We start from the raw sequence: 23959 nt of genomic DNA on the forward strand, positions 1-23959 counted from the left end.
GAGCGGTAGTTCAGTTGGTTAGAATACCTGCCTGTCACGCAGGGGGTCGCGGGTTCGAGTCCCGTCCGTTCCGCCACCCTAATTAGGGGCGTAGTTCAATTGGTAGAGCACCGGTCTCCAAAACCGGGTGTTGGGAGTTCGAGTCTCTCCGCCCCTGCCAGAAATAATCCTTAGCATCTGCTAAGGATTTTTTTTTTGCCTGAAATTACCTGATTATCTGATCAGGTAATCGTAAGTTCCCTTCTTTTTCTTTTCATCATTTTCATTGTTCATCCAGCACATCCGTTTTTAACAGATCGCAGATCAGCGAGTATTTATCGCTGTTTTGCAGCCAAATGGCGTATAGCGGCCGTGAAAGCGTTGCGCTGTCGGCAACGGTATGTAATCCGCCCTTTTCATTTGCCCAGTTTACAGGAAGCCAGCTACAGCCATTTAATGCGCTAAGCTGCTGTCGGGCGAGTTCGGCTGAGCTGGTTGTTAATACCGGCACTTCATCTGCTGCGATCAACCCGGTTTCATGCTGTTGGAAGTCTGGGCCCCACTCCAGCCGCAGATAATTGAGTTCTGATTTCTTACGGGCAGGGCTGCTGCAATATAACGCCAAAGTGAAGTGCCCTAACAGCTGACTGCTGAACTCATCCATTTTGGGCGCTTCGGTAGTAATGAGGAGATCAAGCTGGCGTTCATGAAGTTGCTTCACAAGCGATTGCCGTTGAGCGATTCTGGCTTCGAATTGCAGGCCGCTTTGCGGCTCCTGTAGTTGGTACAGTCGCCCCAGCCAGGCGTTAAGCATACACTCCCATAAAGACGCGCTGGCGCCGATGGAAAACTCGTTATGGCGTGAGGTATGCGCCACCTCTTTACGTGCCGCCTGCCACGTATTCATCAGCGTTTCCGCATACGGTAAAAGTTTTTCGCCAGCCGTGGTTAAACGGATATTGTTTCTGTGCCGCGTAAAAAGGTTTACGCCCAGTTGATTCTCCAGTTGCCTGATACGAAAGCTCACCGCGGATTGCGTCAGGTAAAGTGCTTCTGCGGCCCGCCCGAAATGGCGTGTCCGGCTAACTTCCAGGAAAGTTTTTAACAATTCCGTATCCACTGTGCTCTCCACAAAATTATTTGTCGTTATGATTTAAATGTTTTGTTTTACACTCTGTCAAGCGTAACTAATACTCCGCGCCATAAATAGCTCAGACAAAGAATTAGGAGCGTGCAGGATGGCGGAAAGCTTTACGACGACTAATCGATATTTTGACAATAAACATTATCCACGTGGATTCTCTCGTCACGGTGATTTCACGATTAAAGAGGCACAACTGCTTGAGCGTCATGGTCATGCCTTTAATGATCTGGATCTTGGCAAGCGTGAGCCTGTGACTGAAGAAGAGAAGCTGTTTGTAGCGGTATGTCGCGGCGAACGCGAGCCGGTAACGGATGCAGAACGCGTCTGGTCCAAGTATATGACGCGTATCAAGCGTCCAAAACGCTTCCACACCTTGTCTGGCGGCAAGCCGCAAGTTGAAGGCGCAGAAGACTACACCGAAGCTGATGATTAATAAAAAGGGCGTAATGCCCTTTTTTTACGCCAACAGCTTTTGCAAATGAATTAACAATCTGTCTATCGCCCGATAGCTTACCGCCTCCTGCAAATGCTGACGCGAGATCTGGTCAGCCAGTTCTATGTCGGCAATGGTTCTGGCCACTTTTAGTAAACGCTGCCAGGCGCGAATGGATAATCCAAGATGCACCAGCGTGTCTTCAAGCCAGCGGGCGTCATCGTGATGCAAAATACAATATTTTTGGATTTCGCGACCCTCCAGACGCGCGTTTAACTTCTTCTGCCGTCGGTACTGCCGTTCATGGGCGGCGATGACCCGCTTTTTTACCGTAGCGCTGCTCTCACCCTTTGAGGCGTGTTGGCTAAGAATCCCGGGCGGTGGAAGCGGTATCTCAAGCGAAAGGTCAAAACGATCAAGAAACGGGCCTGACAACCGATTAAGGTAACGTAGTGTCTGTTCTGGCGTGCAGCGATTATGGTTTCCCTGATAATGTCCGGTCGGGCTGGGATTCATTGCGGCGATTAACTGGAACCTGGCAGGGTACGTTATTTTCGCTCTGGTACGGGATAAATGAATTTGACCGGATTCTATAGGTTCACGTAGCGCATCCAGTGTGCGTCGTTCAAATTCAGGCAATTCATCAAGGAACAAAATTCCGTTGTGCGCCAGCGATATCTCTCCCGGGGCGGGTATTGCGCCGCCGCCGACCATAGCAGTAAGTGAGGCGCTATGATGAGGTGAGCGAAAGGGACGTTGCTGCCATCGTTTTTGTACCGTATCGGCATTAACCAGACTGAGGATCGCGGCGCTTTCCAACGCCTCTTCATTGCTTAATGGTGGAAGAATCCCGCTCAGTCGACTGGCCAGCATGGTTTTACCCGTACCCGGCGGGCCGATCAATAGCAGATTATGTCCCCCTGCCGCTGTAATCTCCAGGCCGCGTTTACCCTGCTCCTGACCGATCACATCGCGAAGATCGGCAGTTGCGGTAGACGATGCCATATCCTGAGCTAAAGGTCTTTCCAGGGCGTGTTTCCCTTCCAGAAAGGCGCAGACGGTTTGTAGATGATCGGCGATAAAACATCCTTCTTTGCTGATAAGCCCAACCTCCGCCGCGTTCTCTGTTGCGACGATAATATTTCTGCCGGCCCTGATGGCTTCCGTTGCACTTGATATTGCGCCAGGAACGCCGCGTAATGCGCCTGTAAGCGCTAACTCACCCACCAGCTCATATGCCTCAAGATTCGACGCTGTAAGCTGCTCAGACGCGGCCAGAAGCGCAACAGCAATAGGCAGGTCATACCTTCCGCCCTCTTTCGGTAGATCGGCTGGAGCAAGGTTAATGGTTATTTTTTTAGCCGGAAATTCATATCCGCTATTAATAATCGCACTACGTACCCGGTCACGCGCCTCTTTTACCGTGGTTTCCGGTAGGCCAACCATGGTTAATCCCGGTAATCCATTACTGATATGCACCTCTATAGTGATAGGCGGCGCATTGACGCCAAGTGCGGCGCGAGTATGAACAATCGCCAGTGACATAATCCCTCCTGTTACGTGGATTATGCGGGATAGAAGAGAAAATCGAATTACTGACTTTTTGTTTTTTAGCGGCTGCTTCCTGAATTTTGGCGTCATTTTCAGGTAAGAAACATCAAACTGGAAGAACGCTCGCAGAAGCGAAAAGAAGGAAAACAGGGTGTAAAGCGCGCCAAAAGGGGGAGGAAAACGTGAAAATTTTTCAGTTGCTAATTTTTCTTATAAAAAACAAAGCACTTTTAGGCATTCACCTGCATTATCTGAAACGTGGTTAAAAAAATATCTTGTGCTATTGGCAAAACCTATGGTAACTCTTTAGGTATTCCTTCGAACAAGATGCAAGAATAGACAAAAATGACAGCCCTTCTACGAGTGATTAGCCTGGTCGTGATTAGCGTGGTGGTGATTATTATCCCACCGTGCGGGGCTGCACTTGGACGAGGAAAGGCTTAGAAATCAAGCCTTAACGAACTAAGACCCCCGCACCGAAAGGTCCGGGGGTTTTTTTTGGCCTGAAAAACTTAAGCGAGGAGCAGAATGTGAATAACAGCATAAAATTCTGTTTCTCAAGATTTACGACGGGGATGTAACTATGAACGGGGCACAGTGGGTGGTACATGCTTTGCGAGCGCAGGGGGTGAAAACCGTATTTGGTTATCCTGGCGGAGCAATTATGCCGGTTTACGACGCGTTGTATGACGGTGGTGTGGAGCATTTGTTGTGCCGACACGAACAGGGTGCGGCAATGGCGGCAATCGGTTATGCCCGTTCTACCGGCAAAACCGGTGTTTGTATCGCCACTTCCGGCCCTGGCGCCACTAACCTGATCACTGGCCTGGCGGATGCGTTGTTAGATTCGGTCCCCGTCGTCGCGATCACGGGTCAGGTTTCCGCCCCGTTCATCGGCACTGATGCGTTCCAGGAGGTGGATGTGTTAGGCCTGTCGCTGGCCTGTACCAAACACAGCTTCCTGGTGCAGTCGCTGGCAGAGCTGCCTCGTATCATGGCAGAGGCTTTTGAAATTGCCAACGCTGGCCGTCCTGGCCCGGTTCTGGTGGATATCCCGAAAGATATCCAGTTGGCCAGCGGTGAGCTGGAACCCTGGTTTACTACCGTTGCTAACGAAGCGACCTTCCCGCAGGCTGATGTGGAACAGGCGCGCCAGATGCTGGAACAGGCGAAAAAACCCATGCTGTACGTCGGCGGTGGTGTTGGTATGGCGCAGGCGGTTCCGGCGCTGCGTAAATTTATCGCGGTAACGCAAATGCCAGTTACCTGCACGCTGAAAGGGCTGGGGGCTGTTGAAGCTGATTATCCGTACTATCTGGGCATGCTGGGAATGCACGGTACTAAAGCGGCTAATTTCGCGGTGCAAGAGTGTGATTTACTGATCGCAGTGGGTGCGCGTTTTGATGACCGGGTGACCGGTAAGCTGAATACTTTCGCTCCTAACGCCAGCGTAATCCATATGGATATCGACCCGGCGGAAATGAACAAACTGCGTCAGGCACACGTCGCGTTGCAGGGCGATTTAAATTCGCTGTTGCCGGCATTACAGCAACCGCTGAAGATCGACGCATGGCGTCAGTCCTGTGCAGAGCTGCGCGCAGAACACGCCTGGCGCTATGACCATCCTGGCGAGACTATCTATGCGCCGTTGTTGTTGAAGCAATTGTCGGAACGCAAACCCGCAGACAGTGTGGTGACGACGGATGTTGGGCAGCATCAGATGTGGTCAGCCCAGCATATGACTTACACCCGCCCGGAGAATTTCATCACTTCCAGCGGTCTGGGGACGATGGGATTCGGCTTACCGGCGGCCGTTGGCGCACAGGTAGCGCGACCGAATGATACCGTTATCTGTATCTCCGGTGACGGCTCCTTCATGATGAATGTTCAGGAGTTGGGCACCGTAAAACGCAAGCAGTTACCGTTGAAGATAGTCTTACTCGACAACCAGCGGTTAGGGATGGTTCGACAATGGCAGCAACTGTTTTTCCAGGAGCGATATAGCGAAACCACCCTGACCGATAACCCCGATTTCCTCATGCTGGCCAGCGCCTTCGGCATTCCAGGCCAGCACATTACTCGTAAAGACCAGGTTGAAGCGGCACTCGACACGATGTTGGCAAGCGAAGGGCCGTACCTGCTTCACGTCTCAATCGACGAACTTGAAAATGTCTGGCCGTTGGTGCCGCCTGGCGCCAGTAACTCTGAAATGCTGGAGAAATTATCATGATGCAACATCAGGTCAATGTATCGGCACGCTTTAATCCAGAAACCTTAGAACGTGTTTTACGCGTGGTGCGCCATCGTGGTTTTCAGGTGTGCTCCATGAATATGGAAGCCGCCACCGATGCGCAGAATATAAATATTGAATTGACCGTTGCCAGTCCCCGGTCGGTCGACTTACTGTTTAGTCAGTTAAGTAAACTGGTAGATGTTGCGCATGTCGCAATCTGCCAGAGCGCTGCCACATCACAACAAATCCGCGCCTGAGCGCAAAAGGAAGAAAAATGACGACGAAAAAAGCTGATTACATTTGGTTCAATGGCGAGATGGTGCGCTGGGAAGACGCGAAGGTTCACGTAATGTCTCACGCGCTGCACTACGGTACGTCGGTATTTGAAGGGATTCGGTGCTACGACTCTCACAAAGGCCCGGTAGTGTTTCGTCATCGTGAACATATGCAGCGCCTGCGCGACTCAGCAAAGATTTATCGTTTTCCGGTTTCCCAGAGTATTGATGAGCTGATGGAAGCCTGCCGCGACGTAATTCGTAAAAATAATCTGACCAGCGCCTATATCCGTCCGTTGGTATTTGTAGGCGATGTCGGTATGGGCGTTAACCCGCCCCCGGGATACACCACTGACGTCATCATCGCCGCGTTCCCGTGGGGGGCATACCTGGGCGCCGAAGCGCTGGATCAGGGGATCGATGCGATGGTTTCTTCCTGGAATCGCGCTGCGCCGAACACCATTCCGACCGCCGCGAAAGCGGGCGGGAACTATCTTTCCTCACTGCTGGTGGGTAGCGAAGCGCGCCGCCACGGCTATCAGGAAGGCATCGCCCTGGATGTAAACGGCTATATCTCCGAAGGCGCAGGCGAAAACCTGTTTGAGGTAAAAGATGGCGTGCTGTTTACTCCGCCGTTTACCTCTTCCGCGCTGCCAGGCATTACTCGCGACGCGATCATCAAACTGGCGAAAGAGCTGGGTATTGAAGTGCGCGAGCAGGTGCTGTCCCGTGAATCGCTGTATCTGGCCGACGAAGTGTTTATGTCCGGAACCGCGGCAGAAATTACTCCGGTACGCAGCGTTGATGGTATCCAGGTAGGTGAAGGCCGTTGCGGCCCTGTTACCAAGCGTATTCAACAAGCCTTCTTTGGTCTCTTCACTGGAGAAACCGAGGATAAATGGGGCTGGTTGGATCCGGTAAATTCATAATAAATAAAATTAATATTTTCCTAAATAATTTGCGTCACAGGAAGGCGGCAACGCAGCGAATCCCCAGGAGCTTACTGTAGAGTGACTGGGGTGAGTGAGGCAGCCAACGCACCTGTGGCGTGAAGTATGAAGGGAAAAGATGGGGAGTAAATAAAGCATGCCTAAGTACCGTTCCGCCACCACCACCCATGGTCGTAATATGGCGGGTGCCCGCGCGCTGTGGCGCGCCACCGGAATGACCGACAGTGATTTTGGCAAACCGATTATCGCCGTGGTGAACTCATTCACTCAGTTTGTGCCGGGTCACGTTCATCTGCGCGATCTCGGTAAGCTGGTCGCCGAACAGATTGAAGCTTCCGGCGGTGTGGCGAAAGAGTTCAACACTATTGCCGTGGATGACGGGATCGCCATGGGGCACGGGGGTATGCTCTATTCACTGCCGTCGCGCGAGCTGATCGCCGACTCCGTGGAGTACATGGTGAACGCTCACTGCGCTGACGCGATGGTGTGTATCTCTAACTGCGACAAAATCACCCCAGGGATGCTCATGGCCTCGCTGCGCCTGAATATTCCGGTGATCTTTGTTTCCGGCGGACCGATGGAAGCCGGGAAAACCAAACTGTCCGATCAGATCATCAAGCTCGATCTGGTTGATGCCATGATTCAGGGCGCGGACCCGAAAGTCTCTGACGATCAAAGTAACCAGGTTGAGCGCTCCGCGTGTCCAACCTGCGGCTCCTGCTCCGGCATGTTTACCGCTAACTCCATGAACTGCCTGACCGAAGCGCTGGGCCTGTCGCAGCCGGGCAACGGCTCGCTGCTGGCAACTCACACTGACCGGAAGCAGTTGTTCCTCAATGCCGGTAAGCGGATTGTTGAACTGACTAAACGCTATTACGAGCAAAACGACGAAAGTGCACTGCCGCGTAACATCGCCAGCAAAGCCGCGTTTGAAAACGCCATGACGCTGGATATTGCGATGGGCGGTTCGACCAATACCGTTCTGCATCTACTGGCGGCGGCGCAGGAAGCGGAAATCGACTTCACCATGAGTGATATCGACAAGCTGTCCCGCAAGGTGCCGCAGTTGTGTAAAGTGGCGCCAAGTACCCAGAAATACCATATGGAAGACGTTCACCGTGCCGGCGGTGTGCTGGGTATTTTAGGCGAGCTGGATCGCGCCGGGCTGCTGAACCGCAACGTGAAAAACGTATTAGGCCTGACGCTGCCACAAACGCTGGAACAGTACGACATCACGATTACGCAGGACGAAGCGGTTAAAAAAATGTTCCGTGCTGGTCCTGCCGGTATCCGTACTACCCAGGCATTCTCGCAGGATTGCCGCTGGGATTCGCTGGATGACGACCGCGCAGCGGGTTGCATCCGCTCGCTGGAATATGCCTATAGCAAAGACGGCGGTCTGGCGGTGCTGTATGGCAACTTCGCCGAAAACGGCTGCATCGTTAAAACCGCGGGCGTGGATGACAGCATCCTTAAATTCACCGGCCCGGCGAAAGTGTATGAAAGCCAGGACGACGCGGTAGAGGCGATTCTTGGCGGCAAAGTAGTGGAAGGCGATGTAGTCGTGATCCGCTACGAAGGGCCGAAAGGCGGGCCGGGAATGCAGGAAATGCTCTATCCGACCAGTTTCCTGAAGTCGATGGGGCTGGGCAAAGCCTGCGCGCTCATCACCGATGGGCGTTTTTCCGGCGGTACTTCGGGTCTTTCCATCGGCCACGTCTCGCCGGAAGCGGCCAGCGGCGGCACTATTGCGCTGATTGAAGATGGCGACACCATTGCGATTGATATCCCGAACCGCAGCATTCAGTTGCAGTTGAGCGAGGCTGAAATCGCCGCACGTCGCGAGGCGCAAGAAGCTCGCGGCGATAAAGCCTGGACGCCGAAAAATCGTCAGCGTCAGGTTTCGTTTGCCCTGCGTGCCTACGCCAGCCTGGCGACCAGCGCCGATAAAGGCGCGGTGCGCGATAAATCGAAACTGGGAGGTTGATGATGGCGGAATCTCAACCTCTGTCAGTCGCGCCGGAAGGGGCGGAGTATCTGCGCGCGGTGCTACGCGCGCCAGTATACGAAGCGGCGCAGGTGACGCCGCTGCAAAAAATGGAAAAGCTCTCGTCACGTCTGGATAACGTTATTCTCGTCAAACGCGAAGACCGGCAGCCGGTACATAGCTTTAAGCTGCGCGGCGCTTACGCGATGATGGCCGGATTGACCGAAGAACAAAAAGCCCACGGCGTGATTACCGCGTCGGCGGGGAACCATGCACAGGGCGTGGCGTTCTCCTCCGCGCGGCTTGGCGTGAAGGCGCTGATCGTCATGCCAAAAGCAACGGCGGATATTAAAGTCGATGCGGTACGCGGTTTTGGCGGCGAAGTGCTGTTGCACGGCGCTAATTTTGATGAAGCGAAAGCGAAAGCTATTGAGCTGGCGCAGCAGCAGGGTTTTACCTGGGTGCCGCCGTTTGATCACCCAATGGTGATCGCCGGGCAGGGCACGCTGGCGCTGGAGCTGCTTCAGCAGGATTCGCATCTCGATCGTGTCTTTGTGCCGGTTGGCGGCGGCGGCCTGGCGGCGGGCGTAGCGGTGCTGATCAAACAATTGATGCCGCAAATCAAAGTGATTGCCGTCGAAGCGGAGGACTCCGCCTGCCTGAAAGCGGCGTTGGAAGCCGGTCATCCAGTGGATCTCCCGCGCGTTGGGTTGTTTGCTGAAGGCGTGGCGGTAAAACGCATCGGCGACGAAACCTTCCGCCTGTGCCAGGAATATCTCGACGACATTATTACAGTCGATAGCGACGCGATCTGCGCGGCGATGAAAGATCTGTTTGAAGATGTGCGTGCGGTGGCGGAGCCCTCCGGCGCGCTGGCGCTGGCTGGGATGAAAAAATATATCGCTCAGCACAATATTCGCGGCGAACGCCTGGCGCACGTCCTTTCCGGCGCCAACGTCAACTTCCACGGCTTGCGCTATGTGTCTGAACGCTGCGAGCTGGGGGAACAGCGCGAAGCGTTACTGGCGGTGACCATTCCGGAAGAAAAGGGGAGCTTCCTCAAATTCTGCCAGTTGCTTGGCGGGCGTATGGTCACTGAATTTAACTACCGTTTTGCCGACGCGAAAAATGCCTGTATTTTTGTCGGCGTCCGCGTCAGTCAGGGGCTGGAGGAGCGAAAAGAGATTATCACCCAACTGTGCGACGGCGGTTATAGCGTAGTGGATCTCTCCGACGATGAAATGGCGAAGCTGCATGTGCGCTATATGGTCGGCGGACGCCCCTCCAAGCCATTACAGGAGCGTTTGTATAGTTTCGAATTTCCGGAGTCGCCCGGTGCGTTGCTCAAATTCCTGCATACGCTTGGCACGCACTGGAATATTTCGTTATTCCATTACCGCAGCCACGGTACCGATTATGGCCGCGTGCTGGCGGCGTTCGAGTTAGGCGATCATGAGCCGGATTTCGAAACCCGGCTGCATGAGCTGGGCTATGAATGCCATGATGAGAGCAATAACCCGGCGTTCCGGTTCTTTTTGGCGGGTTAATTCAGCGTTTAGTTTTTCAGGCCCACAAAGTAAAGTGGGCCTGATATCCAGATATTATCTTCCCTCAGTTATTGGGCTTTTCTGCCAGTCCGGAGCATCCACTCATTTAATTTTGCGAGACGTTTTCCAGAAGGCGCCCAATCTGCTTGTGGTGAAACTCGGCTCACCATATCGTTAGCACCGCCATCACTCGCACCTGTTAAAAACAATGTATAAAATTTTATACACAAGGATGTTATGTTACTCATCGAACTCTCTCAAATGAAAAAGAAATTCGATGAGTGGGATCTTCTCTGGAGGACCTCCTGGCTTTTCCCATAACGGTACGTAAAGCAGTCGGTTATCAGCTTCATAAAATTCAATATGGAATTGAACCGGATGACTGGAAACCGTTTTCAGAAATTGGGGCTGGGGTAAATGAAATTCGGATTCGTGACAACAATGGTATCTATCGCGTTATGTATGTCGCTAAGTTTGAAGAAGCACTCTACGTTTTGCATAGTTTCCAAAAACAGACGCAACAAACCAGCAGCACGATAAAAACATCGCCAGAACGCGTTATAACCGGGTGGTACAACAACGGAGAAACAGCTTGTGATTGCCAAAACTGATAGTGATATTCGCCATGTGACGCCATCTGGCGGTAATGTTTTTGCTGATTTGGGGGTTCATAAGCAGGACGCAGAAAAGTTTTACATTGATTCCCTGAGTGAAATCGAAAACACGTTAGCCATTAAAGAACAGCTCATGGAAGAAATTACCCTCTGGATTACGCGAAACCAGATGAAGCAAGCCGAGGTTGCTACAGTTTTGCATATATCCCGACCGCGCGTTTCTGATGTCGTCAACAAGAAATGCAGCAAATTCACCATTGATGCTCTGGTGAATATGCTTAGCCGTATTGGGAAGCCTGTTCGGGTAATGGTAGGGCCGTAAAACTAATTCGGTAAAATCTTCCAGAACGCATCAATTAGCGGCTCATGCAGCCGCTTTTTTTGCGCGCAGACGCCAAGCTCAAACGGCGTTTTTTCATCACTACGTTCTAAAATCATTACCCGGTTGCGCACCGGTTCCGGGCTGTTTTCCAGCACCACTTCCGGCAGCAGCGCCACGCCGCAGCCCAGCGCCACCATTGAAACCATCGCTTCATGACCGCCGACGGTGGCGTAAATCTGCGGATTGCTGATTTTATGGCGGCGAAACCACAGCTCAATGCGGCGGCGTACCGGCCCCTGATCGGCCATGATAAACGGCACCGTCGACCAGTCGGGCTTATCAACCGAAACCTGATTACGCACCGGGCAGGGCAGCGCCGGGGCGATCAGCACCACCGCCAGATTTTCCAGCATCGAAAACGCCACCGCGCCGGGTAGCGTTTCCGGCTTACCAGCAATCGCCAGATCGGCCTCGCCGGTGACCACTTTGTCCATGGCATCGGCGGCGTCGCCGGTGGTGAGCTTAATTTCCACCGAGGGATGTTCGGCGCGAAAACGGTCGAGGATCGGCGGCAGATGACTGTATGCCGCGGTCACCGAGCAGAAAATATGCAGTTCGCCGGAAAGGGATGGCCCCTGCTGATCGAGGGTATGGCGCAACTGCTGATATTGCAAAAGTGTCTGTTGGGCAAACACTCGCAGCTCTTCACCCGCTTCGGTCAGCGTGACCGTGCGGTTATCACGCACAAACAGCGGCTGGCCGAGATCTTCTTCCAGCCGCTGAATCTGCCGGGAGAGCGTGGAGGGGCTGACGTGCATCGCCCGCGCGCTGCGGCCAAAGTGGCGGCTTTCCGCCAGATGCAGGAAGGTTTTTAGATCGCGTAAATCCACAGACAGACCTCCGGTTTTTGACGTTGCATAAACCGCAACATAACGTTGTGAATATATCAATTTCCGCAATAAATTTCCTGTTGTAATGTGGGTTCATTCGCACAGATAGCAATCTGTAAACCGAACAATAAGCGCGACAACACAACATCACGGAGTACACCATCATGGCTAACTACTTTAATACACTGAATCTGCGCCAGCAGCTGGCGCAGCTGGGTAAATGTCGCTTTATGGGCCGCGACGAATTCGCCGATGGTGCGAGCTACCTGCAGGGTAAAAAAGTGGTCATCGTCGGCTGTGGCGCTCAGGGGCTGAACCAGGGCCTGAACATGCGTGACTCCGGTCTGGATATTTCCTACGCCCTGCGTAAAGAAGCCATTGCTGAGAAGCGTGCTTCCTGGCGTAAAGCGACCGAAAACGGCTTCAAAGTGGGTACCTACGAAGACCTGATCCCGCAGGCTGACCTGGTGGTTAACCTGACGCCAGACAAACAGCACTCCGACGTGGTGCGCTCCGTACAGCCGCTGATGAAAGACGGCGCGGCGCTGGGCTACTCCCACGGCTTTAACATCGTGGAAGTGGGCGAGCAGATCCGTAAAGACATCACCGTGGTGATGGTAGCGCCGAAATGCCCGGGTACCGAAGTGCGTGAAGAATACAAACGTGGTTTCGGCGTGCCGACGCTGATCGCCGTTCACCCGGAAAACGACCCGAAAGGCGAAGGCATGGCGATTGCTAAAGCCTGGGCGGCAGCCACCGGCGGTCACCGTGCGGGCGTACTGGAATCTTCTTTCGTGGCGGAAGTGAAATCCGACCTGATGGGCGAGCAGACTATTCTGTGCGGTATGTTGCAGGCCGGTTCTCTGCTGTGCTTCGACAAGCTGGTGGCAGAAGGCACCGACCCGGCATACGCCGAAAAACTGATTCAGTTTGGCTGGGAAACCATCACCGAAGCGCTGAAGCAGGGCGGCATCACCCTGATGATGGACCGTCTGTCTAACCCGGCGAAACTGCGTGCTTACGCGCTGTCCGAACAGCTGAAAGAGATCATGGCGCCGTTGTTCCAGAAACACATGGATGACATCATCTCCGGCGAATTCTCGTCCGGCATGATGGCTGACTGGGCTAACGACGATAAGAAACTGCTGACCTGGCGTGAAGAGACCGGTAAAACCGCGTTCGAAACCGCGCCGCAGTTTGAAGGTAAAATCGGCGAGCAGGAGTACTTCGATAAAGGCGTGCTGATGATTGCGATGGTGAAAGCGGGCGTTGAGCTGGCGTTCGAAACCATGGTCGATTCCGGCATCATCGAAGAGTCCGCTTACTACGAATCACTGCACGAACTGCCGCTGATCGCCAACACCATCGCCCGTAAGCGTCTGTACGAAATGAACGTGGTTATCTCCGATACCGCAGAATACGGTAACTACCTGTTCTCTTACGCTTGCGTACCGCTGCTGAAACCGTTTATGGCGGAATTGCAACCGGGCGATCTGGGTAGTGCTATCCCGGAAGGCGCGGTAGACAACGCACAGCTTCGCGACGTGAACGATGCGATTCGTAGTCATGCGATTGAGCAGGTAGGTAAGAAACTGCGCGGCTATATGACGGATATGAAGCGTATTGCGGTAGCGGGTTGATATACCTTGTCGGGTGGCGCTAGCGCTTACCCGACCTACAAAATCAAGCAGACGATGTAGGCCGGGTAAGGCGTAGCCGCCACCCGGCTTTTTATTTGCGATACAATACTTTAATGATGTGGTAACCGAACTGGGTATGCAGCGGGCCGGTTGGCTCCAGTACCGGGCAGGAAAAGACTACTTTATCGAATGCCGGAACCATCTGGCCCTGACGAAATTCGCCTAAATGACCGCCTTTTTTACCGGATGGGCAGATAGAATGCTTCTTCGCCAGCTTCTCAAAATCGCCGCCGTTTTTAATTTGCTCCAGAAGATCTAAAGCCAGTTTCTCTTCTTTTACAAGGATATGCAGTGCTGCTGCCATTTTTGCCATTATTGTGTTCTCACGTCGCAAAGATTGGCCGTCACTTTATCACTCCTTAGGCCGTCAGACATATACTCTTCGCCATTACAGGACAGATGTCCCGCCTGATTTAATGAACCGGGAGATAAGCGGCATTTTTAGCGGGCGTATTTCGGATGTGCGGGACGACGGTCCTGTCCTTTCTGACAAGGGGCGAGATACCATGAACATAATGAAAAACGCAGAATTTCCAGACGACTGGCTTTTAGGGCTACGCCAGGTCGTACGCGACCCAGTGCTCTATGAATTACTCAAATACTGCCCGTTGGAAATCATGCAGTACAGGGCGTTTATGCGATGTCGCTTGAGTATGTTCTGCTGACGGGGGTTCTTACAGTTGGATCAAGAGCGCACAGCGTAATGGCTATACGCCGCTTGCCGCCAGAGCCTGCTGATTGACCTTTTCCAGGCTGCCTGAAAAAGCAGCCTGGTCTTCTCTGGGCCTCGCTTTCTGCTACAATCCCTCCCCCGTTCGAAGATTGAGCACTATTCCCATGCGTTTAAATCCCGGCCAACAACACGCTGTCGAATTCGTCACCGGACCCTGCCTGGTGCTGGCAGGAGCGGGTTCTGGTAAAACTCGCGTAATTACCAATAAAATCGCCCACCTGATCCGCGGATGCGGCTATCAGGCCCGGCATATTGCGGCGGTGACGTTTACCAACAAGGCAGCGCGTGAGATGAAAGAACGCGTCGGGCAGACGCTCGGCCGTAAGGAAGCGCGCGGTTTGATGATCTCCACCTTTCATACGCTAGGGCTGGATATTATTAAGCGCGAGTACGCTGCGCTGGGGATGAAATCGAACTTTTCATTGTTTGACGATACCGACCAGGTCGCCTTGCTCAAAGAGCTGACCGAAGGCCTGATCGAAGACGACAAGGTTCTGTTGCAACGGCTGATCTCCACGATTTCCAACTGGAAAAACGATCTCAAAACGCCTGCACAGGCAGCGGCGGGGGCGAAAGGTGAACGCGATCGTATTTTTGCCCACTGCTACGGGCTTTACGACGCCCATATGAAGGCATGCAACGTTCTCGATTTTGATGATTTGATTTTGCTGCCGACGCTGCTGCTGCAACGCAATGACGAGGTGCGCGAGCGCTGGCAGAATAAAATTCGTTATCTGCTGGTGGATGAATATCAGGATACTAACACCAGCCAGTATGAGTTGGTTAAGCTGCTGGTCGGGCAACGCGCGCGCTTTACGGTCGTAGGCGATGACGATCAGTCTATCTACTCCTGGCGCGGGGCGCGTCCGCAAAACCTGGTGTTACTGAGCCAGGACTTTCCGGCGCTGCAGGTGATTAAACTGGAGCAAAACTATCGTTCTTCGGGCCGCATCCTGAAAGCGGCGAATATTCTCATCGCCAACAATCCGCACGTCTTTGAAAAGCGCCTCTTTTCCGAGCTCGGTTACGGCGCGGAACTCAAAGTGTTAAGCGCAAACAATGAAGAGCATGAAGCTGAGCGCGTTACCGGCGAACTGATTGCCCATCACTTTGTGAACAAGACCCAGTACAAGGATTACGCCATTCTGTATCGCGGGAATCATCAGTCGCGGGTATTTGAAAAATTCCTCATGCAGAACCGTATTCCGTACAAAATTTCCGGCGGCACCTCATTTTTCTCCCGTCCGGAGATTAAAGACCTGCTGGCCTACCTGCGGGTGTTGACCAACCCGGATGATGACAGCGCTTTCCTGCGCATCGTGAATACGCCAAAACGCGAAATCGGTCCGGCCACGCTGCAAAAGCTGGGTGAATGGGCAATGACGCGTAATAAGAGCCTGTTTACCGCCAGCTTTGATATGGGACTTAGTCAAAAGCTGACCGGACGTGGTTACGATTCATTGACGCGTTTTACCCACTGGCTGGGGGAAATCCAGCGTCTGGCCGAACGCGAGCCTGTCGCCGCCGTGCGCGATCTCATCCACGGTATTGACTATGAATCCTGGTTGTACGAAACCTCGCCGAGCCCCAAAGCGGCGGAAATGCGTATGAAAAACGTTAACCAGCTCTTTAGCTGGATGACTGAGATGCTGGAAGGCAACGAACTCGATGAGCCGATGACGCTCACCCAGGTGGTTACACGCTTTACGCTGCGCGATATGATGGAGCGTGGCGAGAGCGAAGAAGAGCTGGATCAGGTACAGTTGATGACGCTTCATGCGTCGAAAGGACTGGAATTCCCGTATGTCTATATGGTGGGAATGGAAGAAGGATTTTTGCCGCATCAAAGCAGCATTGACGAAGATAATATTGAGGAAGAGCGTCGGCTGGCCTATGTCGGGATCACTCGCGCGCAAAAAGAGCTTACCTTTACATTATGTAAAGAGCGCCGTCAGTATGGGGAACTGGTGCGCCCGGAACCCAGCCGCTTCCTGTTAGAACTCCCGCAGGATGATTTAATCTGGGAGCAGGAGCGCAAAGTGGTAAGCGCTGAGGAGCGAATGCAAAAAGGGCAAAGTCACCTGGCTAATCTGAAAGCCATGATGGCGGCAAAGCGAGCGAAATCGTAGGCCGGATAAGCGAAGCGTCATCCGGCAATCAGACTACGGTTAGCGAACGTCCAGCGGCCAGTGTACATAGCTTTGCCACTGGCTTTCCTGATCAATCAACTCTTTACCCAGCGGGTGATGCGCCAGCCAGTCGCCAGGCAAGGTTAACGTCAGATTTTCATTTAGCGCCTGTAGCGTAATTTCTGGTACCAGATCGTCACGACGGCGACCGGCAAAAAGAATCGCCAGTCGCAGCAAACGGCATAGCTGTTCCGCAACACGGGGCGGTACCGCGTTTTGCTGATGAAGCGAAGAGAGATCGACCGGATTGGTCTGATTCAGTAAGAGGGTGGCGAGCAACTTTTTCTGCGCGGGCGTATAGCCAGGCAGATCCAAATGGCGTACTAAATAGGCGGCATGATAGGGTGCCTGTTTAAAATCAACGCTCAAACCGATCTCATGCAATTGGCAAGCGCTCAGCAACAGTTCACGACTGATAGGCTCAATATGCCAGGCATTTTCTACCTGTTTGAGGAAGTTATCTGCCAGCTTCGCCACGCGATTTGCCTGATCGGTATCGACGATAAACCGACGCTGAATGTTTCGCAGCGTGCGGCTGCGGATATCCTGATCTACCGCCAGATGCAACATCCCATACACCAGCCCTTCGCGTAACGCGCCGCCTGCCAGCGTCATGCTCTGGATGTTCAGCTCGGTAAATATCGCGATCAGAATAGCCAGCCCGCTTGGGAAAACCAGCGCGCGCTCCAGCGTCAGGCCTTCGATTTCCAGCTCTTCCAGACGCCCGCACTGTATCGCGCGTTGTTTTAGCTGCTGCAGTTTGGCGAGCGTAATGCGCTCGTCCATCCCCTGCGCCATCATGATTTCCTGCAATGCCTGTACGGTGCCGGAGGCACCCACGCAGACCTTCCAGCCATGAAAACGCAGTTCATCGGCGACCGGACGCAGTACATCGCGCGCGGCCTTCTCCGCATCATCAAAGTTTTCTTGCGCCAGATTACGATCGCTAAAATAGCGTTCAAGCCACGTTACGCAGCCCATCGACAGGCTAAACAGCGACGTGGTTTGCGCGCCAGTGCCGGTAACCAGTTCAGTGCTGGCGCCGCCGATATCCACCACCAGCCGCTGATCTGCGCCACCGGTGGTATGAGCGACCCCCTGATAAATCAGCCGCGCCTCTTCTTCGCCGCTGATAACCTGCACCGGACAACCAAGGATAGTCTGCGCTTTCGCGATAAATTCACCCGCATTGACGGCGAGACGCAATGTTGCGGTGGCAACCACGCGGATTTGCGGCTGCGGAATATCCTGCAAACGTTCAGCAAACAGGCGCAGACATTGCCAGCCGCGTTCCATCGCTTCAGCTGAAAGGTGGTTGTCGTTGTTCAGACCTGCGGCCAGACGCACCTTGCGTTTTATTCGGGTCAGCGTCTGGATGCTTCCCGCCGCCTCGCGCACGACCAGCATATGAAAACTATTGGAACCGAGATCAATAGCGGCATACAACGAGGTGGAATTCATACACTTCATCCTTCAACCTGTATCCGTGTTGGCTGCGTACTCTTCCTAAGCTCATCGGGATTTGTTTTCTTGCCGCCTTGATACAGGCTAAATGATTTTGTGTATGGCATAACTTTTCTTAACCTGAACGACGACGATTACGCGGAGCGCCAGCGCGGCGCGGACCATTGCCAGGACGCGCACGCGTCAGGCGCAACGGCTTGGGTAGATCGTTCATGAGCGCTTCCGGATTGTATTTGCTGACCGGAATCGAGTGGCCGATATAGCTCTCAATGGCGGGCAGATTCAGCGCATACTCTTCGCAAGCCAGGCTGATGGAATGTCCGCTGGCGCCAGCGCGACCGGTACGACCGATACGGTGAACATAGTCTTCACAATCATCTGGCAGATCGTAGTTAAAGACGTGCGTTACGGCGGGGATATGCAACCCGCGCGCCGCGACATCGGTCGCCACAAGAATATCCAGATCGCCGCGGGTGAACTCATCCAGAATCCGTAGGCGCTTTTTCTGCGCGACGTCACCGGTCAGCAGACCAACACGATGGCCATCTGCCGCCAGATGTCCCCAGATATCTTCGCAACGATGCTTGGTGTTGGCGAAAATAATGGCGCGATCCGGCCACTCTTCTTCGATCAGCGTTTGCAGTAAACGCATTTTCTCTTCATTAGAGGGGTAGAAAAGCTCTTCTTTAATGCGGTGGCCGGTCTTTTGCTCCGGTTCCACTTCAACATATTCGGCGTTGTTCATCTGTTCAAACGCCAGTTCGCGAACCCGATAAGACAGGGTGGCGGAGAACAACATGTTCAGACGCTGCGCAGCCGGCGGCATACGACGGAACAGCCAGCGGATATCTTTAATAAAGCCCAAATCGTACATGCGATCGGCTTCATCGAGTACGACGACCTGAATGGCGCCGAGGTTAATGTGATTTTGTTTGGCGTAGTCGATCAGTCGGCCCGTCGTACCAATAAGAATATCAACGCCGCTTTCCAGCACTTTAAGCTGCTTGTCGTAACCATCGCCGCCGTAAGCCAGGCCTAATTTTAAGCCAGTCGCTTGCGCCAACGGCTCCGCGTCTGCGTGAATTTGTACGGCTAATTCACGCGTCGGCGCCATGATCAGCGCGCGCGGCTGGTTCACCTTGCGATCGTCGATCGCGGGATGAGAAAGTAAATAATGAAACGTTGACGTCAGAAACGCCATCGTTTTCCCGGTACCGGTTTGCGCCTGCCCTGCAACGTCACGACCCGCCAGCGTTAGCGGAAGGGCCAGTGCCTGAATGGGCGTACAATTATAAAACCCTTTTTTTTCAAGGGCTTCAACCACCTGAGGGTGCAGGGCGAAGTCGGAAAACTTCTGTTCTGTTAAATGTGTTTTGCTCATAGTGTGGTAGAATATCAGCTTACTATTGCTTTACGAAAGCGTATCCGGTGAAATAAAGTCAACCTTTGTTGGCGAAGTTAACATCAGCACCTCGTTGGTTAATGCTACACCAACACGCCAGGCTTATTCCTGTGGAGTTATATATGAGCGATAAAATTATTCACCTGACTGACGACAGTTTTGACACGGATGTACTCAAAGCGGACGGGGCTATCCTCGTTGATTTCTGGGCAGAGTGGTGCGGGCCGTGTAAAATGATCGCTCCGATTCTGGATGAAATCGCTGACGAATATCAGGGCAAATTGACCGTTGCCAAACTGAACATTGACCAGAACCCAGGTACTGCGCCTAAATATGGCATCCGCGGTATTCCGACTCTGCTGCTGTTTAAAAACGGCGAAGTGGCGGCAACCAAAGTAGGCGCACTGTCTAAAGGTCAGTTGAAAGAGTTTCTCGACGCCAATCTGGCGTAATACCTTTTATACGTCGAATGACAAAGGCGCTGTATGGTCAGGCGTCTGTCATTCGACGAATGATTAAGGTATCAGGCAGTTTCGTGGCGTCTGTTGTCCTTACGTTATTCTTAAATTGTCAGGATCTCTGGACGCCCGGTCTGAGTCGTGCTAAGTTAGTATTGACTTCGAATTAAACATACCTTATTAAGTTTGAATCTGGTTTTATCCGTCACTTCCCGTTTTTTCTCGCACGAGAAGTGGAAAGATTCCTGGCTCTTCGCTCATTCCGTCTTGTCGTTTCAGTTCTGCGTACTTTCCTGTGACCAGACAGCGAACAGACATGAGTTGATAGCCGTAAACAGGCATGGATGACCCTGCCATACCATTCACAACATTAAGTTCGAGATTTACCCCAAGTTTAAGAACTCACACCATTATGAATCTTACCGAATTAAAGAATACGCCGGTTTCTGAGCTGATCACTCTCGGCGAAAGTATGGGGCTGGAAAACCTGGCCCGTATGCGCAAGCAGGACATTATTTTTGCCATCCTGAAGCAGCACGCAAAGAGTGGCGAAGATATCTTTGGCGACGGTGTGCTGGAGATATTGCAGGATGGATTTGGTTTCCTCCGTTCTGCAGACAGCTCCTACCTCGCCGGTCCTGATGATATCTACGTTTCCCCCAGCCAAATCCGCCGTTTCAACCTCCGCACTGGTGATACCATTTCTGGTAAGATTCGCCCGCCGAAAGAAGGTGAACGCTATTTTGCGCTGTTGAAAGTTAACGAAGTTAACTACGACAAACCGGAAAACGCCCGTAACAAAATCCTCTTTGAGAACTTAACCCCGCTGCACGCAAACTCTCGTCTGCGTATGGAGCGTGGTAACGGTTCTACCGAAGACTTAACGGCACGCGTTCTGGATCTGGCTTCGCCGATCGGTCGCGGCCAGCGCGGTCTGATTGTCGCGCCGCCGAAGGCGGGTAAAACCATGCTGCTGCAGAACATCGCGCAGAGCATCGCGTATAACCACCCAGACTGCGTGCTGATGGTGCTGCTGATTGACGAACGTCCGGAAGAAGTAACCGAGATGCAGCGTCTGGTGAAAGGCGAAGTGGTTGCGTCTACCTTTGACGAACCGGCATCCCGCCACGTTCAGGTTGCTGAAATGGTTATCGAGAAGGCGAAACGTCTGGTTGAACACAAGAAAGACGTTATCATTCTGCTCGACTCCATCACCCGTCTGGCGCGTGCCTACAACACCGTGGTGCCGGCTTCCGGTAAAGTATTGACCGGTGGTGTGGACGCTAACGCCCTGCATCGTCCGAAGCGTTTCTTCGGCGCGGCGCGTAACGTGGAAGAGGGCGGTAGCCTGACGATCATCGCGACGGCGCTGATCGATACCGGTTCCAAGATGGACGAAGTTATCTACGAAGAGTTTAAAGGTACCGGTAACATGGAGCTGCATCTTTCGCGTAAGATCGCTGAAAAACGTGTCTTCCCGGCTATCGACTACAACCGTTCCGGTACCCGTAAAGAAGAGCTGCTCACCACTCAGGAAGAGCTGCAGAAAATGTGGATCCTGCGTAAAATCATCCATCCGATGGGTGAAATTGACGCGATGGAATTCCTCATTAACAAACTGGCGATGACCAAAACTAATGACGACTTTTTCGAGATGATGAAGCGCTCATAACCTGGTCTTTACCTGAAAACGCCACGTTTTTACGTGGCGTTTTTGTTTTGCGATTCATCTTAGCGTCATGTCATATAAACTGGTCATCGGGATATGCGCTACAGAGTAACACCATGCACAATACACATTGTTTGCGGTAAAAAGTGTAATGTTCTAACAGGTCTCTTCTAGGAGCTGGCGTAACGCATTATACTTTAAGGAAATGATATATGCTGAGAGCACATACACTGTGAAGTTACTCACCGCTTTATCTGAGCTAATCAGTATTTTTTTATTCACGACCATTTTTATTTTTCTTGCGCGAAAAGTAGCCATAAAAATTGGTTTAGTGGATAAACCAAACTTTCGTAAACGACATCAGGGTGTTATCCCATTAGTCGGCGGGATTTCTGTGTTTGCAGGAATCTGCTTTATGTTTGGCCTCTCGGATTACTACATACCGCACTTATCGCTATATCTTATTTGCGCTGGTGTATTGGTTTTTGTTGGTGCGATGGATGACCGTTTTGATATCAGTGTAAAAATTCGTGCTGTGGTTCAGGCCGTTATTGCGGTTGTAATGATGGTTATCGCAAAACTTCACTTAGGTAGCCTTGGTTACATCTTTGGGCCTTGGGAGTTAGTGCTTGGCCCCTTTGGCTATTTCCTTACCCTGTTTGCGGTATGGGCGGCGATCAACGCTTTCAATATGGTGGACGGTATTGACGGCCTGCTGGGGGGGTTATCCAGCGTCTCATTTGCGGCGATGGGGCTGATTTTATGGTTTGATGGTCAGACTAGCCTGGCAATGTGGTGCTTTGCCATGATCGCCGCGATTCTGCCTTACATTATGCTTAATCTCGGTATTTTGGGGCGGCGTTATAAAGTCTTTATGGGCGATGCCGGTAGTACACTGATTGGCTTTACCGTCATCTGGCTCTTACTGGAAACGACGCAGGGGAAAACTCACTCTATCAGCCCGGTTACTGCGCTATGGATTATCGCTATTCCATTGATGGATATGGTGGCAATTATGTATCGCCGTCTGCGTAAAGGGATGAGCCCCTTTTCCCCTGATCGCCAACATATTCATCATTTGGTTATGCGAGCAGGGTTTACTTCCCGCCAGGCATTTGTTCTTATTACGCTCGCAGCGGCGATTCTGGCGGGAGTAGGCGTAACGGCAGAATACTCTCATTTTGTTCCTGAATGGGTTATGTTGGTGCTCTTTTTGCTAGCATTCTTCCTCTATGGCTACTGCATTAAGCGGGCCTGGAAGGTGGCGAGATTTATTAAGCGTGTAAAGCGTCGCCTGCGCAGGCAACGTGAGAACCGGCCAAACTTAACCAAGTAAATGAGGATACGATGACACAACCATTACCGGGGGCACGCGCGGTGAGCGCTGAAAATGAACTGGATATTCGCGGGTTGTTTCGTACTTTATGGGCTGGCAAATTCTGGATTATCGGCATTGGCCTGCTATTTGCCCTTATCGCGTTAGCCTATACCTTTTTTGCTCGTCAGGAGTGGAGTGCGACGGCGATCACCGATCGCCCAACCGTAAATATGTTGGGCGGTTATTACTCCCAGCAGCAGTTTCTGCGCAACCTGGATATTAAGACCGATCCTGCTTCTTCCGATAAACCCTCGGTGATGGATGAAGCGTATAAAGAGTTCATCATGCAACTTGCCTCCTGGGATACGCGTCGCGATTTCTGGTTACAGACGGACTATTACAAGCAGCGAATGGTCGGGAATAGCAAAGCTGATGCGGCGATGCTTGATGAACTGATCAATAACATACAGTTTACGCCCGGCGATTTTACACGCGCCATCAACGACAATGTGAAGCTGATTGCTGAAACTGCGCCGGACGCCAATAATCTGCTGCGTCAGTATGTCGCATTCGCCAGCCAGCGGGCGGCGAGCCATCTGAATGATGAATTAAAAGGCGCCTGGGCTGCGCGTACCGTGCAGATGAAAGCGCAGGTCAAACGGCAGGAAGAGGTTGCGAAAGCGATCTATTCGCGTCGTGTAAACAGTATTGAGCAGGCGCTCAAAATTGCGGAACAACATAATATTTCTCGTAGCGCGACAGATGTCCCGGCGGATGAATTACCGGACTCAGAGCTTTTTTTACTCGGTCGCCCTATGTTGCAGGCGCGTCTTGAAAATCTGCAAGCGGTTGGCCCTGCGTTCGATTTGGACTACTTTCAAAATCGGGCAATGTTGAATACGCTTAATGTGGGGCCGACCCTGGACCCTCGTTTTCAGACCTATCGTTATTTGCGTACGCCGGAAGAACCGGTAAAACGTGATAGCCCACGCCGAGCCTTCCTGATGATTATGTGGGGTATCGTTGGGGCGCTAATCGGTGCGGGCGTTGCCTTAACCCGTCGCCGCACGATTTAGCAACACCTCTGCAGTAGGGGGCTGG

22 protein-coding genes, 1 tRNA gene and 3 pseudogenes are annotated in these 23959 nt (G+C 52.6%); 20 read left to right on the plus strand and 6 right to left on the minus strand.

All coding sequences use genetic code 11. From position 1 onward, the window contains the following. Positions 1-84: 84 nt before the first annotated feature. A tRNA-Trp gene (locus tag ACLJPE_RS21460) sits at positions 85-160 on the plus strand. Positions 161-262: 102 nt separating this feature from the next. Here the strand turns inward: ACLJPE_RS21460 and hdfR are convergent. Further along, positions 263-1111 carry an HTH-type transcriptional regulator HdfR gene (hdfR, locus tag ACLJPE_RS21465; RefSeq protein ID WP_001541181.1) on the minus strand — a complete coding sequence of 283 codons (849 nt, stop codon included), beginning with the start codon at positions 1109-1111 and terminating at the stop codon, positions 263-265. A gap of 106 nt (positions 1112-1217) precedes the next feature. Here hdfR and maoP point away from each other — a divergent pair, with 106 nt between their 5' ends. Then, entirely contained in the window at positions 1218-1556 is a 339-nt protein-coding gene (maoP, locus tag ACLJPE_RS21470; RefSeq protein ID WP_000840996.1) for a macrodomain Ori organization protein MaoP, read from the plus strand. A gap of 24 nt (positions 1557-1580) precedes the next feature. Here the strand turns inward: maoP and ACLJPE_RS21475 are convergent, their stop codons facing one another. Beyond that, positions 1581-3101, minus strand: coding sequence for a YifB family Mg chelatase-like AAA ATPase (locus ACLJPE_RS21475; RefSeq protein WP_000050218.1), 1521 nt, complete (start codon positions 3099-3101; stop codon positions 1581-1583). A 351-nt stretch (positions 3102-3452) separates the two neighbouring features. Here ACLJPE_RS21475 and ilvL point away from each other — a divergent pair, with 351 nt between their 5' ends. The 9 genes and pseudogenes from ilvL to ACLJPE_RS21520 all read left to right on the plus strand — a co-directional run bounded on the left by ilvL (position 3453) and on the right by ACLJPE_RS21520 (position 11035). Continuing rightward, positions 3453-3551 (plus strand): ilv operon leader peptide, encoded by a 99-nt coding sequence (gene ilvL, locus ACLJPE_RS21480; RefSeq protein WP_001311244.1) that lies wholly within the window; start codon positions 3453-3455, stop codon positions 3549-3551. Between the two features lie 86 nt (positions 3552-3637). Further along, on the plus strand, positions 3638-3688 hold the full coding sequence (gene ilvX, locus ACLJPE_RS21485) for a peptide IlvX (protein ID WP_192930503.1): 51 nt from the start codon (positions 3638-3640) through the stop codon (positions 3686-3688). Between the two features lie 2 nt (positions 3689-3690). Beyond that, positions 3691-5337: an acetolactate synthase 2 catalytic subunit gene (gene ilvG / locus ACLJPE_RS21490; protein ID WP_023233058.1), complete on the plus strand. Its 1647-nt coding sequence runs from the start codon at positions 3691-3693 to the stop codon at positions 5335-5337. Next, the gene (gene ilvM / locus ACLJPE_RS21495; protein WP_000983260.1) at positions 5334-5597 is read left to right on the plus strand and encodes an acetolactate synthase 2 small subunit; all 264 of its coding nucleotides are present in this window, start codon (positions 5334-5336) and stop codon (positions 5595-5597) included. The genes ilvG and ilvM overlap by 4 nt, the downstream gene beginning before the upstream one ends. A 17-nt stretch (positions 5598-5614) precedes the next feature. Next, the gene (gene ilvE, locus ACLJPE_RS21500) at positions 5615-6544 is read left to right on the plus strand and encodes a branched-chain-amino-acid transaminase (protein ID WP_000208528.1); all 930 of its coding nucleotides are present in this window, start codon (positions 5615-5617) and stop codon (positions 6542-6544) included. Between the two features lie 157 nt (positions 6545-6701). Continuing rightward, on the plus strand, positions 6702-8552 hold the full coding sequence (gene ilvD / locus ACLJPE_RS21505; RefSeq protein ID WP_023213942.1) for a dihydroxy-acid dehydratase: 1851 nt from the start codon (positions 6702-6704) through the stop codon (positions 8550-8552). Positions 8553-8554: 2 nt separating this feature from the next. Continuing rightward, positions 8555-10099 (plus strand): threonine ammonia-lyase, biosynthetic, encoded by a 1545-nt coding sequence (gene ilvA, locus ACLJPE_RS21510; protein ID WP_023213943.1) that lies wholly within the window; start codon positions 8555-8557, stop codon positions 10097-10099. A 281-nt stretch (positions 10100-10380) separates the two neighbouring features. After that, positions 10381-10697 (plus strand): annotated as a pseudogene (locus ACLJPE_RS21515) (type II toxin-antitoxin system RelE/ParE family toxin). Then, positions 10694-11035 (plus strand): helix-turn-helix domain-containing protein, encoded by a 342-nt coding sequence (locus ACLJPE_RS21520; RefSeq protein WP_000560831.1) that lies wholly within the window; start codon positions 10694-10696, stop codon positions 11033-11035. Before ACLJPE_RS21515 ends, ACLJPE_RS21520 begins: the two are co-directional and overlap by 4 nt. 2 nt (positions 11036-11037) lie before the next feature. On the opposite strand, the gene ilvY is transcribed toward ACLJPE_RS21520, so the two are convergent. After that, entirely contained in the window at positions 11038-11925 is an 888-nt protein-coding gene (gene ilvY, locus ACLJPE_RS21525) for an HTH-type transcriptional activator IlvY (RefSeq protein WP_000365797.1), read from the minus strand. 164 nt (positions 11926-12089) lie between these two features. Here ilvY and ilvC point away from each other — a divergent pair, with 164 nt between their 5' ends. After that, the gene (gene ilvC / locus ACLJPE_RS21530) at positions 12090-13565 is read left to right on the plus strand and encodes a ketol-acid reductoisomerase (protein ID WP_023233060.1); all 1476 of its coding nucleotides are present in this window, start codon (positions 12090-12092) and stop codon (positions 13563-13565) included. A gap of 91 nt (positions 13566-13656) precedes the next feature. Here the strand turns inward: ilvC and ppiC are convergent, their stop codons facing one another. Next, a complete protein-coding gene (ppiC, locus tag ACLJPE_RS21535; RefSeq protein WP_001096806.1) occupies positions 13657-13938 on the minus strand; it encodes a peptidylprolyl isomerase PpiC in 282 nt (93 codons plus the stop codon). 193 nt (positions 13939-14131) lie between these two features. Here ppiC and ACLJPE_RS21540 point away from each other — a divergent pair. From ACLJPE_RS21540 to rep, 3 genes and pseudogenes are all read left to right on the plus strand, one after another. Beyond that, positions 14132-14287 (plus strand): annotated as a pseudogene (locus ACLJPE_RS21540) (Crp/Fnr family transcriptional regulator); the annotation flags it as partial. Continuing rightward, positions 14239-14363: pseudogene (locus ACLJPE_RS21545) on the plus strand (nicotinamide riboside transporter PnuC); the annotation flags it as partial. The pseudogenes ACLJPE_RS21540 and ACLJPE_RS21545, both read left to right, overlap by 49 nt. A 99-nt stretch (positions 14364-14462) precedes the next feature. After that, the gene (gene rep / locus ACLJPE_RS21550; protein WP_023233062.1) at positions 14463-16487 is read left to right on the plus strand and encodes a DNA helicase Rep; all 2025 of its coding nucleotides are present in this window, start codon (positions 14463-14465) and stop codon (positions 16485-16487) included. Between the two features lie 39 nt (positions 16488-16526). Here the strand turns inward: rep and gppA are convergent, their stop codons facing one another. Both gppA and rhlB read right to left on the minus strand, forming a co-directional pair. Beyond that, a complete protein-coding gene (gppA, locus tag ACLJPE_RS21555; RefSeq protein ID WP_001089447.1) occupies positions 16527-18008 on the minus strand; it encodes a guanosine-5'-triphosphate,3'-diphosphate diphosphatase in 1482 nt (493 codons plus the stop codon). Between the two features lie 118 nt (positions 18009-18126). After that, complete coding sequence (gene rhlB, locus ACLJPE_RS21560; protein ID WP_000047524.1) at positions 18127-19392, minus strand: ATP-dependent RNA helicase RhlB; 1266 nt, start codon at positions 19390-19392, stop codon at positions 18127-18129. A gap of 143 nt (positions 19393-19535) precedes the next feature. Between rhlB and trxA the strand changes: the two genes are divergently transcribed. The 5 genes from trxA to wzzE all read left to right on the plus strand — a co-directional run bounded on the left by trxA (position 19536) and on the right by wzzE (position 23934). Further along, a complete protein-coding gene (gene trxA / locus ACLJPE_RS21565; protein WP_001280776.1) occupies positions 19536-19865 on the plus strand; it encodes a thioredoxin TrxA in 330 nt (109 codons plus the stop codon). Between the two features lie 247 nt (positions 19866-20112). After that, positions 20113-20196 carry a rho operon leader peptide gene (locus ACLJPE_RS21570; RefSeq protein WP_134820045.1) on the plus strand — a complete coding sequence of 28 codons (84 nt, stop codon included), beginning with the start codon at positions 20113-20115 and terminating at the stop codon, positions 20194-20196. An 87-nt stretch (positions 20197-20283) separates the two neighbouring features. Next, complete coding sequence (rho, locus tag ACLJPE_RS21575) at positions 20284-21543, plus strand: transcription termination factor Rho (RefSeq protein ID WP_001054532.1); 1260 nt, start codon at positions 20284-20286, stop codon at positions 21541-21543. Between the two features lie 229 nt (positions 21544-21772). Further along, the gene (gene wecA, locus ACLJPE_RS21580) at positions 21773-22876 is read left to right on the plus strand and encodes a UDP-N-acetylglucosamine--undecaprenyl-phosphate N-acetylglucosaminephosphotransferase (protein WP_000771937.1); all 1104 of its coding nucleotides are present in this window, start codon (positions 21773-21775) and stop codon (positions 22874-22876) included. A gap of 11 nt (positions 22877-22887) precedes the next feature. After that, complete coding sequence (wzzE, locus tag ACLJPE_RS21585) at positions 22888-23934, plus strand: ECA polysaccharide chain length modulation protein (protein ID WP_000193413.1); 1047 nt, start codon at positions 22888-22890, stop codon at positions 23932-23934. Positions 23935-23959: the final 25 nt, after the last annotated feature.

It is taken from the genome of Salmonella sp. SAL04196 (assembly GCF_046550835.1).
GTDB classification, from domain to species: domain Bacteria; phylum Pseudomonadota; class Gammaproteobacteria; order Enterobacterales; family Enterobacteriaceae; genus Salmonella; species Salmonella enterica.